The organism is Proteiniclasticum sp. C24MP, assembly GCF_043951855.1.
Taxonomy (GTDB): Bacteria; Bacillota; Clostridia; order Clostridiales; family Clostridiaceae; genus Proteiniclasticum.
Genome location: NZ_JBINJW010000013.1, coordinates 55,885 through 70,460 on the forward strand (window position 1 = coordinate 55,885; position 14,576 = coordinate 70,460).

At 42.5% G+C, this 14,576-nt stretch carries 14 protein-coding genes and 1 pseudogene; 2 read left to right on the top strand and 13 right to left on the bottom strand.

All coding sequences use genetic code 11. The features are described from left to right. Positions 1–14: 14 nt before the first annotated feature. The 13 genes and pseudogenes from ruvB to hflX form a co-directional block, all read right to left on the bottom strand. Positions 15–1,034 (bottom strand): Holliday junction branch migration DNA helicase RuvB, encoded by a 1,020-nt coding sequence (ruvB, locus tag ACHAL6_RS10060; protein ID WP_395270534.1) that lies wholly within the window; start codon positions 1,032–1,034, stop codon positions 15–17. 11 nt (positions 1,035–1,045) lie between these two features. Further along, positions 1,046–1,639, bottom strand: a complete 594-nt coding sequence (ruvA, locus tag ACHAL6_RS10065) for a Holliday junction branch migration protein RuvA (protein WP_395270536.1) — start codon at positions 1,637–1,639, stop codon at positions 1,046–1,048. A gap of 162 nt (positions 1,640–1,801) precedes the next feature. Then, positions 1,802–2,707 (bottom strand): annotated as a pseudogene (locus ACHAL6_RS10070) (RNA-guided endonuclease InsQ/TnpB family protein). 192 nt (positions 2,708–2,899) lie between these two features. Beyond that, positions 2,900–3,106, bottom strand: coding sequence for a hypothetical protein (locus ACHAL6_RS10075; protein WP_395270538.1), 207 nt, complete (start codon positions 3,104–3,106; stop codon positions 2,900–2,902). Positions 3,107–3,296: 190 nt separating this feature from the next. Then, entirely contained in the window at positions 3,297–4,208 is a 912-nt protein-coding gene (locus ACHAL6_RS10080; RefSeq protein WP_395270540.1) for a pseudouridine-5'-phosphate glycosidase, read from the bottom strand. A gap of 1 nt (position 4,209) precedes the next feature. Next, complete coding sequence (locus ACHAL6_RS10085) at positions 4,210–5,313, bottom strand: PfkB family carbohydrate kinase (RefSeq protein WP_395270541.1); 1,104 nt, start codon at positions 5,311–5,313, stop codon at positions 4,210–4,212. Between the two features lie 129 nt (positions 5,314–5,442). Continuing rightward, complete coding sequence (locus ACHAL6_RS10090; RefSeq protein WP_395270543.1) at positions 5,443–5,814, bottom strand: hypothetical protein; 372 nt, start codon at positions 5,812–5,814, stop codon at positions 5,443–5,445. Between the two features lie 104 nt (positions 5,815–5,918). After that, positions 5,919–6,260 carry a hypothetical protein gene (locus ACHAL6_RS10095; protein WP_395270545.1) on the bottom strand — a complete coding sequence of 114 codons (342 nt, stop codon included), beginning with the start codon at positions 6,258–6,260 and terminating at the stop codon, positions 5,919–5,921. A 140-nt stretch (positions 6,261–6,400) separates the two neighbouring features. Beyond that, the gene (locus tag ACHAL6_RS10100; protein ID WP_395270554.1) at positions 6,401–7,210 is read right to left on the bottom strand and encodes a ZIP family metal transporter; all 810 of its coding nucleotides are present in this window, start codon (positions 7,208–7,210) and stop codon (positions 6,401–6,403) included. A gap of 27 nt (positions 7,211–7,237) precedes the next feature. Then, positions 7,238–7,978, bottom strand: coding sequence for a YebC/PmpR family DNA-binding transcriptional regulator (locus ACHAL6_RS10105; RefSeq protein WP_395270546.1), 741 nt, complete (start codon positions 7,976–7,978; stop codon positions 7,238–7,240). A gap of 48 nt (positions 7,979–8,026) precedes the next feature. Beyond that, positions 8,027–8,680, bottom strand: coding sequence for a YigZ family protein (locus tag ACHAL6_RS10110; protein ID WP_395270547.1), 654 nt, complete (start codon positions 8,678–8,680; stop codon positions 8,027–8,029). Next, the gene (locus ACHAL6_RS10115; protein ID WP_395270548.1) at positions 8,680–9,573 is read right to left on the bottom strand and encodes a nucleotidyltransferase domain-containing protein; all 894 of its coding nucleotides are present in this window, start codon (positions 9,571–9,573) and stop codon (positions 8,680–8,682) included. Before ACHAL6_RS10115 ends, ACHAL6_RS10110 begins: the two co-directional genes overlap by 1 nt. Beyond that, the gene (gene hflX, locus ACHAL6_RS10120) at positions 9,554–11,359 is read right to left on the bottom strand and encodes a GTPase HflX (protein WP_395270549.1); all 1,806 of its coding nucleotides are present in this window, start codon (positions 11,357–11,359) and stop codon (positions 9,554–9,556) included. Before hflX ends, ACHAL6_RS10115 begins: the two co-directional genes overlap by 20 nt. Before the next feature lie 100 nt (positions 11,360–11,459). Here hflX and hpt point away from each other — a divergent pair, with 100 nt between their 5' ends. Together hpt and ACHAL6_RS10130 are read left to right on the top strand one after the other, a co-directional pair. Further along, positions 11,460–11,981 carry a hypoxanthine phosphoribosyltransferase gene (hpt, locus tag ACHAL6_RS10125; RefSeq protein WP_395270550.1) on the top strand — a complete coding sequence of 174 codons (522 nt, stop codon included), beginning with the start codon at positions 11,460–11,462 and terminating at the stop codon, positions 11,979–11,981. A 212-nt stretch (positions 11,982–12,193) separates the two neighbouring features. After that, a complete protein-coding gene (locus tag ACHAL6_RS10130) occupies positions 12,194–14,476 on the top strand; it encodes a transglycosylase domain-containing protein (RefSeq protein WP_395270551.1) in 2,283 nt (760 codons plus the stop codon). Positions 14,477–14,576: the final 100 nt, after the last annotated feature.

Below are 14,576 nucleotides of genomic sequence, written 5' to 3' on the forward strand. Positions count from 1 at the left end.
ATGTAACCTCTTTTCTAGAATATAGTCTGCTGACTATCTGTTTTTCGTTTCACACCCAGATGTTCATAGGTTCTGTCTGTTGCGACTCTGCCTCTTGGCGTTCTCACAATAAAACCTTTCTGAAGCAGATATGGTTCATAGACATCCACAATGGTATCCAGTTCTTCCCCAATGAAATAGGACAGCGTCTCCGCCCCCACAGGACCTCCATTGAAATTATGAACAATCGCATCGAGAATCTTTCTATCGATCCGATCAAATCCTTCATCATCCACATCAAGAGATTTCAATGCGGACAATGCTGTCTTTTCGTCTATGACGGATTCTCCTTTCACCTGAGAAAAATCTCTCACTCGCTTAAGAAGCCTGTTGGCGATTCTCGGTGTACCTCTGCTCCTTCTTGCAATACACAAGGCTGCTTCATTGGTGATTTCAAAATCAAGAATACTTGCACTTCTTGTTATGATCTCCTCCAGCTCTTCATAGGTGTAGTATTCCATGGAAAGCTGAACACCGAAACGATCCCGCAAAGGGGATGTCAGCAGTCCTATTCTTGTAGTTGCACCGATCAGTGTAAAGTGGCTCAGATCAAGCCTGATGGATTTGGCCTGAGCGCCCTTTCCAATGACAATGTCAAGAGAATAGTCTTCCATGGCAGGATATAGAATTTCTTCCACCGTTCTTGAAAGCCTATGTATTTCGTCAATGAAGAGAACATCGTTGTCATTCATCGTTGTCAGAATCGAAGCAAGATCCCCTGCTCGTTCAATGGCTGGTCCTGAAGTGATCTTCAGTGTTCCGCCCATCTCTCTGGCAATGATGTTGGCTAAAGTCGTTTTACCCAACCCTGGAGGACCGTGCAGTATGACATGGTCTAAGGCTTCTTCGCGAATCTTTGCCGCCTCGATGAAAACCTTCAGATTATCCTTCACCTTATCCTGTCCGATGTACTCACTCAGCTTCAGCGGACGCAGAGAATATTCACTTTGCACATCTTCTTCCATAAATTCAGAAGTTATAATTCTTTCATCCATTCTATTTCCACCTAATTCATCAGATATTTCAGTGCATCCTTGATGATGCTTTCAATACTCTGATCTTCTTCCACATGTTTTAAAGCGGTTTTCGCTTCTCTTTCTGTATAACCCAATGTCATGAGTGCAGCCAGTGCTTCATTAGAGATATTTTCCGTCATGGCTTTCTTTTTCGAAGTTTCATCCATTCCTGAAAAATCTTCAATCTTCAGTTTGCCCTTCAGCTCCAGAATCAGTCTCTGTGCAATCTTCTTTCCGATTCCAGGTGCCTTGATCAGCAGAGCTTCGTTCTCGTTGACTATGGCGAATTTCAGATTTTCCGGAGAGCTCGCTGATAAAAGCGACAATGCGGCTTTTGCGCCCACTCCATTGATCGTAATCAGAATAGAAAATAATTCTAACTCATCTCTGGTCGTAAATCCATATAAACCTATAAAATCTTCTCTTACAATCTGTGTGAGATAAAGCGTAGTTTCTTCATCTATTCCAGGCATCATGGCCATGGAATTTCCTGATGTGTACACCTTATAACCAATGCCTCCATTTTCAACGGAAACGTAGTCTTTGAAAATGCCTTTGTATTTTCCCTTGATATAATCGTACATAAGAAATCGTTGCCAAAAACTTATAAAAATCTAAAAATCCTGTTTCAATCCCTGTTCCACGTGCCCGATTTTGCTGTAAGGCTACTTTCGTTTGATATAACACTCCTAGGGCTTAGATTCCCATACAACGAATGGTGCATAGAAGCAGTATCTTATAGGTGATCAAACTACTGCTTCATATCTGGATAGATCGATACTTGCATTGAAACCTCTGTCTAGTACACAATCACATTCTTCCCAGATATGGTCCTTTCAGATAATGAAAGCTTTGGTTTTACATGTCCACACTCGCTACAAGTCTTCGATGATGGATACCATTTATCTTCAATAAACTCCATGCCGTTATATGCGCATTTATATCGCATCTGTCTTTTAAACTCGTATAAACCTTGTTTGGCAATGGCTTCTGATAAATGCCTGTTCTTCATCATTCCCTTTATAATGAGCGATTCCATGACAACTCTTCATTGCTTTGGTTTTCGCGATCTTATTCGTTGCCTGGTGCGTATGGTTACTTCTTATGTTTGCTGATTTTCTGTGAAGTAATCTGATCTGCTTATCGATTTTTATAATATTACCTGTTTTGACAACCTTACCTCCTTCTTTATTTTTCAAGTATTTGCGAGATACTCTGCGTTGTAATCTACGCAGCCTTTTTTCGAGTCGCTTTACAATTCTTGTTTTATTGATATTTCTAAAAGTCATCCCGTTGGAGCATATAGCCAGATCCTTCACGCCAACATCAATGCCTGGACTTTCTCCTGCTCTTGAATCGTGGCTTGTCAGAGATCCCCTTGAAAAATCTTCTATACGCGAAGCAAGCATCCTTAACAGCCTGTTTCGCTACAATATTGGCACGTCATTAAGCCATTGAAGTTCTGTCTTCTTTAATATAGTCAACTCTTTCCACAGTTCATTATCAGAAATAAACGTGCCTCCATTTGGATGGTTTTCTTCTTGCCTGGCAAGTGTCCAATTATACACAAACCTTGCAGTACCTGCTGCCTGCCATAACTTCTGTTCCTGCTCTTTGGTTGGAAACAGTCTGACTCTATTCCCCAGGATCATTCTCCAGCAACTCCTTAATCAACTATTTGGATTTAACGAACCGTTTTTACCCAATTGCACGGAATTTTAGCTGTTTACACCCTTCACAAATTATTCCTAATCTATCTTATCATGTTTCCACATAATTTAGAAATAAGACTTCCACAAAAAAGAGACTGAAACATCGTCTCAATCTCTTCTACAGATTCGTTCTTATTTATCCTCTTCGTCGTAATCCACATCAACCACTTTGTGGTCCTGCCGGAAGAACACATCATCATGAACACTCTTCACCTGGTTCACAACAGGCGGTTCTTCCTCTTTTTCCACATTCGTTCTGTAATAGTTATTTTCCTTGAAATTCTCTCTTTGATTATTTCCAGCAAATAGAGGTCTGATCATTTTTCTGTAAACATACAAAATTAAAATCCCTAATAGAATGTAGGGCAGTAATGTTATGGCAAAACTAACTACGAGAAAGAGTATGAACATTGTAATGATTGCCCCTATAAAGCTCTGTCCACCCATTAATTCATCTTCTCCAATCAAATCATTTATTGTTTATGATGTCATTTTATAAGATAAACATTAAACGTGGATTAAACAGGGACTACAGATTCATATATTCCACTGCAACCTGGGCCGCTACTTTCGCATTGCTGTATACAAGCTGAATATTGGACTCCAGTGAGTCTCCTCCGGTGATTTCCTTTATCTTTGCAAGCAGAAACGGTGTAGTATCTTTTCCTTTGATTCCCTTGGCTTTCGCTTCGGAAACCGCGTCTTCGATCACTTTTGTGATGAAAGCCTCATCCATGGAGTACGCTTCAGGAATCGGATTCGCGATAAGTGCACCGCCGCTTAATCCAAGATCCCATTTGGTCTTCAGCACTTCTGCCATTTCCTTAGGCTCGTCGATTCTGTAATCCACCTTGAAACCGCTCTTTCTTGTGTAGAAAGCGGGAAGCTCTTCAGTACCGTAACCATATACAGGCACACCCTTTGTTTCCAGATATTCCAGTGTAAGACCGATATCCAGGATGGATTTCGCTCCAGCACATACCACAGCAACATCTGTTCCTGCAAGCTCTTCCAGGTCTGCAGAGATGTCCATTGTAGTTTCAGCTCCTCTGTGTACTCCACCGATGCCACCCGTTGCGAAGATCCTGATTCCAGCCATTTCCGCAATGATCATGGTAGATGCCACTGTGGTTGCTCCATCGAGCTTTTCTGACACTATGTATGGAATATCCCTTCTGGATACCTTTGCGATGCCTGAAGTTTTCCCCATATAGTCGATTTCCTCTTCTGTAAGACCTGCCTTCAGCACGCCACCGATAATGCCTATGGTAGCTGGCACTGCACCGTTCTCTCTGATGATTCTTTCCACTTCCAGAGCGGTTTCCACATTCTTCGGATAAGGCATACCATGTGAAATGATTGTAGACTCTAACGCTACTACCGCCTGCCCCTTTTCCAGTGCTTCCTTAACCTCTTGACTTTTTACTACGTACTGATTCATATTATTTTTCCTCCATATTTTTCATTATTTCTTCAATTTTCATTACCGACATTTCAGGATTGATGGTTGTATGTGCACTCATGGCCAAGATGGATGCAGCCATGGAAAATCTTGTTTTCTCTTCTATGGACATCTCCTTGAGCTCCGCATGGACAAGAGCCGCCTGAAAAGCATCACCTGCACCCGTTGCGTTTTTAGGAATGATTCTTTTCGCCTTCATAAGTCCGCTGCTACGCCCATTGCTGTAGAATACACCTTCTTCGCCAAGCGTGATGAATACATTGACAACACCCTGTTCATGAAAAAACTTCGCGGCTTTCTCAAGATCCGGTTTCCCTGAAATCTTTATACCTGATAAGGCTTCCGCTTCGATTCGATTGGGCTTAATGGTGTGAAAGTATCCAATGATCTTTTTCGCTCTCAGTGCTTTCGTGTGGGAAACGGTGTCCAGAAAAAGCACGTTATCCTTAAACAGCTGCACTGCGTACTGAAGAACATCTTCTTCCAGGTTCGTGTCAAATACAATCACTTTGCTTTTTGAAATGATCTGCCTGTTGTCATCAATATACTTTCTGTCCAGTTTCTGGAAGATGTTCATTGATGCGATGGCCACATCCATATCGTTTTCTCTGTTCAGTACTGCCAGATAAGTCCCCGTCCCATATGCTGATACCCTGCTCACATGACTCATGTCGATGCCTGATGCTTCTGATTCGCTGATGATCTTGTCTCCATGGACATCCTCACCAACCACAGTGAACATTTTTGTATGATTTCCAAGTTTAGCCAGATTTTCCGCAATGTTTCTTCCGACGCCTCCGATGGACACATTCACTTCACCAGGATTCGAATCCGATTTTCTGAGTTCATCAAAGGGATAGCCTACGATATCCACATTGGCTCCACCGATGACCGAAACATGATCTCTCTCATCAATCACATATCCTCTTCCTCGGATGATACCCTTCTTAACGAGATTTGTGATATGAACTGCTACAGATGATCTTGTTATGTTCAGAAGATCTGCAATCTCCTGCTGAGATACAAAAGGGTTGATCCTGATGATCTCAATAATTTCCAGTTCTCTCTGCGTTATGATAATCACCTCTTTTCATTAAACAAAAGCTTATTAAGTTAACTTATGTTTATATTATAAGCATAAGTGCAGCAGAAATCAATAGCCTCCTGAAATTTTCTCCAAAATAAAAAACCATGACTGCAGCCATGGCTTTCTTTATCTGTTCAGGTCAACCAGTAACTGGTTGTATTCTTCGTGGAGGTCTTCCAGATCGGATTTCGAATCCGCTGTCAGTTTACCTGAAATGGTCTCAATTATCTTTTTCTCCATATTTCTTAATGTAAGCAGTGTCTCATATTTTGAAGCGAAGGTTTCCGGGGGGTTCATCAGTTCGTCCACAAGCACATTCAGCGTATCGCTGTTGGTCTTCAGCTCATTTACCTTAGACACATCCAGCACTGTGTTGACGATCTTATCAAATACATCTCCAAGGCCAAGTCCTTTTGCAAACCTGTTGATTCGCAAAGTGGTCAGCCCTTTGATGTTCTCATCGATGATCTGACCCTGCTCTTCAAAGCTCAGGATCACCGTATTGAACTTTTCCCGATAATTCTCGAGTTTCTTCAGTTCTTCCGCCTGCGCCTGTTGCTCTCTTTTGATTTCAGCCTGAGTGATCCGGCTTTGCTGAGTGTCTACGGCAAATTTGACAACGTTGTATCCGACAAAAACAAAAAGCGCCAGAAGATCACCAGCGTCATTTTCAGAACTACAGGCCTCTTCACTTTCTGAGTTTGGACATCACGATCATAAATGATTTCATCTGATCCTTCAGGTGCACGGATCACCGATGAGAAGGGACGACTACTGTCTTCCATATATTTGCCGCTTCTTTCCTGTTTTTCCGCAGCATAAATTGCCTGGTCACCATCTTCATACTGGCCAAGACTCACTTTATTCGAATTCAGCGAAAAAGCGCACTGGTTACAGTATCTGCTTCCTTCAACATTTAAATGTCCGCAATTAGAACATTTCACAATCCATCACCTACTTACTTGTACATCCACTATACATGGTTAACATTATATGATTCTTTTCAAAGAATTAATATTTGTTTAATTTTCCTTCTTGCGGCAAATAAATGAACTCGGGCATACCCGAGTTCATTTATAGCCTGTTACCCTAGCGCAACATCAAGGACCATCATGATTGTAAATCCCACCATGACGCCCATGGTAGCATAATCCGAATTCTTATTTGACTGAGCTTCTGGAATCAGTTCCTCCGCAACGACATAAATCATCGCACCCGCTGCGAAACACAATGCAAATGGCAGTATTCTTCTCATACTTAAAACCAGCAACGCACCGAGGACTCCTGCTACAGGTTCGACAATACCTGAAGCCTGACCATAAAGGAATGCTTTTCCTCGTCCCATCCCTTCTCTACGAAGTGGAATGGAGACCGCAGCACCTTCAGGAAAATTCTGAATTCCGATACCTACAGCAAGTACGATGGCACCAGTGAGCGTTGCCGATTCAATTCCCGCTGCAACAGCGCCGAAAGCTACTCCCACAGCCAATCCTTCTGGAATGTTGTGCATTGTTATGGCAAGCACCAGGAGCACGCTTCTCTGCCAGGAAGTCTTAGGACCTTCCTTTTCCTTTGGTGCAAGTCCTAAATGCATATGTGGGAGACTTTTGTCCACAATGAAAAGGAACAAGCCTCCCCCCATAAATCCAGCTGCAGCAACGATCCATGGTGTATATCCCATTTCTTCCGCAAGATCCAGCCCAGGACTGATCAGTGACCAGAAACTGGCCGCAATCATTACTCCTGCCGCGAACCCCAGCATCGTGTCAAATACCTTCTTATTGATGGTTTTAAAGAAAAATACCAGTGACGCACCTAGCGCAGTCACACCCCATGTAAAAAGCGTGGCGAACAGCGCCTGTGTCGTTGGTTCAAATCGTTCAAGAAATTCGATCATACCCTCACCTACATTTTCCTATCATCAGTTTTCTTCAAAATTCTCATCAAAATCAGCATTATGATAGACGTTGTCCACATCATCATCTTCCAGTAATGTATCGACAAGCTTCTGAACGATCTCAGATGTTTCAAGATCCAGACTTGTGGTCACATTCGGAATCATCGTCACTTCACCTTCCAGAATCTCAATCCCCGCATCTTCGATTGCCGCTTTTACCGCATCAAAATTTTCGGGTTCTGTAATGATTTCAAAGACTGTATCCTGTGTGATGAAATCTTCAGCTCCGCTCTCTAAAGCCAGCATCATCAGTTCTTCTTCATCCAGTTCATCCGTCTTCTCTATGATGATCTGACCTTTTTTATTGAACATGAATGTAACAGAACCTGTCGTACCAAGATTACCGCCATGTTTATCGAAGATATGTCTCACATTTCCAGCGGTTCTGTTTTTATTGTCTGTATATGCCTCGACAATAACAGCAACTCCATTGGGTCCATACCCTTCATAGACCATTTCTTCGTAATCTGCACTACCCGTATCTCCAGCAGCTTTTTTTATCACTCTGGCGATATTGTCGTTCGGCATATTGGCTGCTTTCGCCTTTGCGATGATGTCTCTCAGCTTCGCATTGTTATCAGGATTTGTTCCTTCCTTAGCTGCCATCATCAGTTCTTTTCCGATTTTAGTGAAAATCTTTCCTCTTTTGGCATCCATTTTATTCTTTTTCGCTTGAATATTATGCCATTTTGAATGTCCTGACATGTTTGATCCCTCCAATTCTTCCAAGAAATAATTATATCACTTCATTTCCTACTCTTCAAACTCCTTCAGCAGCTTCTTTCCTCTTTTATAGAAAAGTTCTTCTTCCAGAATTTCGATCTCCACCTTCCCTGCTGTCAGATTCATCATTTCCTGGACAATTTGCTCCTTCTGTATTGTCTCAACAAATACACTGGCTTTCACTTTATCCGTGTATTGTGTATCTTTGATGTCTATCTGATTTTCCTTTAAGAAGTACTGCAGCTTTCCGAAAAGATCGTACTCTAATATGAGATCGATCTGATGGCCAGACACTCTCTCAACCACTCCCGCTGCCTCAATGGCATCTGCGGCACCCTTGACATAGGCGCGAGTAAGCCCACCCGCACCTAAGAGTATTCCTCCAAAATATCTGACCACAACTACACATACATTTCTAAGATCGTTTTTTCTGATTACATCAAGAATCGGAATCCCCCCGGTTCCGTGAGGCTCCCCATCATCGCTGTACCTTTGTATGTGCATATCTTCTTCTATCGTGTAAGCATAAACATGGTGCCTGGCATCCTTATATCTGCTTTTGATCTCCGAAATAAACTGTTTCGCTTCTTCTTCAGTAAATACTCGCTTTGCTATCCCTATGAATACAGACTTTTTCTCGGTGAATTCACGCTCAACAGCGTTGCCGACTGTTCTATATCCCATCAGAGACTGTACACATTCTCTTTGATCAGTTCCTTCCCCAGTGGGGTAGTAACTGCTCTGAATTCTCTTTTCAGAAGATTTTTCGAGTACAGAAGATTGAGTATCCCTTCCATCTGTATTTCAAAATTGGCGAAGAATTCATCTTCTGTGATGTCTCTTGCACTCATAGGGTGAGATTTTTCTCTGAAATAAGCGAGTATGACTTCAGAAGCATCATTTATTTCCCTGTCTATAGTCTGTTTAAGGTATTTATTTACGGTCACGATCTTCTTTTCCAGGTCTTCACCTGAAACGAGGTAGTGATACTTCTCCTCGAACTCATGATCCAGTCCCGTGGCAGTACTGATGGTATCCTTTGAAATCTGATATCCTCTTGAGTTAACAAAGATGGATGCATAGAGTTCCATGGAATCCAGAAGACTGTTATAGGCTCCATAAAGCTTTCTGTTGTGCAGAAACTTATCTGTGGAATCTATACTTTTGATCAGCCTCCCTAAATAGGACAAGGTCCACTTTCTTCTGTCCATCTCCGGATAAAACCTCAGGTTGTTATATCTTGAAGTGATTTCCGCATCTTTGGAAAAGACCATTTTTGATGAGGAGAAGATTCTATGAAGAAAGCTTCCTTTCACTTCCAGTCCCTTCAGAACCATAAATTCCTTTTTACTCATGACTTTGAAGTGCACAGGTACACCATTCTCACTGGAATACACATTCCGTATGCCCTTCTCATCCCCTTCATAAATAACAAAGAAATCAATATCGGAATTCTCCCAGAGGTCACCGGTGACCATGCTGCCAAATACAAACGAAGCAAGAATTTCTTTTGTTTCATTCATATTCTGTGTTACCTGCTGGTATACTTTCTGATACTCAATGATCAAATCCCTCATCTTTACCTCCCCTGATGAACTCTTTGTATTGATGCAGTTCTCTCTGTGGCACTTTCGCTCTGATCTTAGTGCCTGTCTCTTCATATTCTTCACTGATCACAGTTCCCTTTTCATGAAGAAGGGATACAAGTTTCTGCATATCATAAGGAATGACCGCCTCGATTTCGACCAGGTTGTCTGGTAGTGCCGAAGCCATCTGTTCCATGAGTCTTTTGAGGTTGGTACCATTTTTAGCGGAAATCTCAACTATGGGATATTTGCCTTCATAAAGCTTCTCCACATCTTCCGTTCTATAACTCTTTCCTTTGTCGATCTTATTGACGGCTATGATTCTGTCTGTATTTCCCGCTCCTATTTCTTCCAGCACCTCGTCCACTGCCATAGCCTGTGCATAGCAGTCATCCACTGAACCATCGATGACGTGAACCAGAAGATCGGAATAAATCACTTCTTCCAGTGTCGATTTGAATGCTTCGATAAGGTCATGAGGAAGTTTTCTCACAAAACCGACGGTATCTGTAAGTGTAACCACTCTGTTATCCTCAAATGAAATCGCTCTTGTTGTCGTATCCAGTGTAGCAAATAGCATATCTTTCTCCAGCACTTTGCTCTTCACAATGGAATCTTTGGAAGCCATGTCAGCCAGTGCATTTCTCAATGTGGACTTACCGGAGTTTGTGTATCCAACCAGAGATATTCTCTGTATCTCATTCTGGTTCCGATTTTCACGCTGCACATTTCTGATTGCGACCACTTTCTTCAGTTCATTCTTAAGATCGTTGACACGATCTCTTATTTTTCGTCTGTCGATTTCCAGCTGCTGCTCTCCAGGTCCTCTGGTTCCGATTCCTCCGCCTGTTCTTGACATAACGGTTCCAAGACCGATCAGTCTTGACATTCTGTATTTAAGCTGTGCCAGTTCAACCTGAAGCTTCGCTTCCTTGCTTCTTGCTCTTCGCGCAAAAATTTCAAGAATCAGCGTAGTTCTGTCAATGACTTTAACGCCAAGTTCATCTTCCAGGTTCCTTATCTGAGAGCCTGTAAGCTCATCATCCGCTATGACGAGATTACTTCTGGAGAGCTGCAGTACATCTCTTACTTCACTGACTTTACCTTTCCCGATATAAAATGCATTATCCTGAGAAGCACGATTCTGAAAAACAACCTCTCCTACTGACACCTCTGCTGCATTGGCCAGTTCAGCCAGCTCGACGAGGCTCTCTTCTGAATCCAGGCCAATAAGGACTGCTCTTTCATCATCTTCCTCCAGATCTTCCGCATCCAGAAGAAGCCCCTCATTATATACAATTCGATCTATGATATTGAATCTCTGGGCATCTTCTATGGACATGGGTTTCGTTGCTTCCACATGGACCTTCTGGTTCTCCACTGTAAGAAAACCCATCACAACTTCAGGATGATCTGAAACTCCGATTGCAACAATCGAATCCAGCTTCATCTTCACCAGTGCGGATACATCCAGCGCTGAAAGATTCGGGTTTCCATTAGGATGAGTATGAACCACTCTGACTCTGGAAAGCTTATTGTCTCTGAGATCCACCAGCGGCATGGATACGGTGCTGCTGTCACCGATGGTGACCTCTGCCACCTTACCTTTCCGGTCCACCAGGACACTGATTTCTCTGTTCAGTTCCCTCGTAGCCTTGAGCATGATCTCAATGATGCTATCATCGATGAATGAATATTTTGCTGTTTTTATATCAAATATTTCTTCCAGTTCATCGAGAATTCTCTTTCTTACTCCATCTATATTACCTGTTATCACAAGATTTCCTCCTTTTTCGCAAGGTTCTTGACATATTCACATCAATTATATATTATTTAGTTTAATATGTATACTTTGAAAGGAAACGGTGATGTGATTGATGGAAGATAGAGAAAGAAATATACTGATAACAGAAGAGGAAATACGGGAAAAGGTCAAGGAGACAGGAGCACATATTTCAAAAGACTATGAAGGTAAAAAACTTTATGTATTATCTCTTCTGAGAGGTAGTTTCATATTCACTGCAGATCTTGTCAGAGCTATTGATGTGAACACGACAATCGGATTCATGACAACTTCTTCATATGGCCACAGCGAAACCACTCAAGGTTCCTGCAAAGTCGTGAATGATGTACCGGATAATATTGAAGGATACGATGTACTTATTGTTGATGATATTGTAGATACAGGAATCACCATGGATTTCGTCGTGAATTATGTGAAGGAAAAAGGAGCTCGCAGCGTGAAGACCTGTACGCTTCTTGATAAACCATCCAGAAGAACCGTAGATATCAGACCAGACTACTGCTGCTTCGAGATCGAAGATGTATTTGTCGTAGGATATGGCCTTAATTATGGAGATCATTACAGAAATGTACCCTATGTGTTCAACTGGAAATAGTGCTGTGGGTTCATTGATGAACCCGGAACAAAATATCATTGAATCTTAAGAGTTTAATAAAGATGCTCTACTACTAGGTAGGGCATCTTTTATGCTATAATACATAGAGTAAAAATTTTTACGGAGGTAAAAAGATGATCCAAAAACCGAATACCAGAAAGAATGCAACAACGAATTCTTTCACTGTTTTTGCAAAATTTATGAAATTCTTTTTGATCGCATTAATCATCGCTACCATAGCTGGTAGTCTATATGTGGCAAAAATCGTATTAGAAATCGCAGAAGACGCCCCTGAGGTGAACGTCAGCCGTTTTCTGGCACTGAATGAACCCAGTATAGTTCTTGATAACGAAGGCAACCAGATGGACCTGATCCACACAGATGAAGTCCGTTTCCCGCTTGCCCTTGAAAATATGGGACAGAATATAGTCGACGCTTTCATCTCCATTGAGGATGAAAGATTCGAAAAACATAAAGGTGTGGATTACAGACGAACCATCGGCGTCACCATTCGTGATATCGTCGGACAGGTCACTGGAAACAGAGACATGCAGGGTGGTTCCACCCTGACTCAGCAGATGATCAAGAACACCTTCCTCACGAGAGAACAGAAATACGAGCGTAAAATCAAGGAAATATTCATGGCACTTCATGCTGAAAAAATGCTGACAAAGGATCAGATTCTTGAAACCTATCTGAACAGTGTTTTCCTTGGCGGCAGAGCCAATGGCGTGGAAGCCGCAGCAAGACAGTACTTCAATAAATCAGCCAATGAACTGAATGTTCTTGAAGCAGCATATATCGCAGGAACAACCCAGAGCCCAAGTAACTACTATGCTTTTTCACAGAGTTCCATGGCAAATCCGAGCAAGTACATCAATCGAACAAAACTTGTCTTGAATGCCATGCTGAAGAACGAAAAGATAACCGAACAGGAACATGAGCTGTACACCAGAACTCTTGATGAAACAGGAATACAGTTTTCCCAGACCAGTATCGTATCGGATAAATACAACTATGAATACTTCACCAGACCCGTACTGGATCAGGTCAAAAGCGATCTGAAATCAGAAAAAGGATATACGGATGAAGAAATCGAAGAACTCTTCGCCTACGGCGGACTTGTGATTCATTCCACCATGGACCGTGATGCCCAGGAATACGCCCAGTCTGTACTGGCTGATTATGAGAACATCAAAGCAACCTATATCGATCCCCTGGCAGACCAGAATCGTATGACTGGTGAATACATCGCAGAAAGAAAAGAAGTGGAAGCCGCCTTTGCCGCTACGGATTACAAGACAGGACAGGTCAAGGTGCTTATCGGTGGTAGAGATGACAGTACTTCAGCTACTGCAAACAGATCCTACTACTCCCCTACTTTCCAGCTCAGTTCTCTTAGACCCATCGGTTCCACCACAAAGCCCATCACAATCTATGGGCCTGCTCTGGAAACCGGTGCCATCACTTTGGGAACGCCCGCACTGGATAAACAGATCAGTAAACGAACAGAAGCAGATATCTTCAGAGAGCTTGATGCACCATCTAGCAGAACCGAATGGCCGAACAACGTCAACTTCAGATATACCGGTTATACTTCTGTCAGAAAGGCAATTGTGAATTCCTATAACACTGTTTCAGTGAGAACATTCCATTCACTGGGAAATGACAGAGTCAATATTGTAAGAAGCTTCGGAGAAAAATATGGTCTGATCTTTGCAGACACTGAGTTCATCGGTGCTGCCGGGTATGCCATGGGCGGAAACTATCAGTACGATCAGGATGGAGGCAATCCTCTCATCATGGCCGGTGCCTACGGTATGTTCGGAAACAGTGGTATATTCACAGAAAATATTCTCTACACAAAGGTTACCGATGGAGAAGGAAACATCATACTGGAGAATATCCCTAAATCTGAGCAGATTCTTTCTGCACAGAATGCATACCTTCTCTATGATGTCATGAAAGATATCGTAAGAAACAATGTACCTGGTACAAAACTGACATCGATGCCCATTGCGGGTAAGACAGGTACCGCAACAAATGATGACAATGAGCAGACAGACCTGTGGTTTGCAGGACTGTCACCTTACTACTCAGCAGCCATCTGGTTCGGATCAGACAGACCTCTTCAGGTTCTGAACGGAGATTCAAATCGAGGCGCCAGCTCCTATGTGACGCAGTATGCCTTTGGTAAGATCATGGCTTATCTTAATGAAGGTCATGAAGTAAGAGACATCTCAAGACCTCAGGGTCTCACAACCGCTTCCTTCTGTATGGAATCCGGTGGTATACCGAATGAACAGTGCTACATCGAAGGAACCGTATCTTCTGACCTGTTTGTAACAGGAACACAGCCAAGAACCGTATGCGATGTGCATACTTATGAAGCCCCTGTCATCGATCCGATTCCGGAAGAGCCGGAAGAACCTGCTGTTCCCGCTCCGCCTGCTAACAACGGCAACGGTAACAATGGCAATGGTAATGATGACTAAGTAAAATTTCAACACGCAAACCCTTCTGCAGCAATCAGGACTGCAGAAGGGTTTTTCTATCCGAAGCATAAACAGGTTCAGCCCACGAGTGATTTTACTG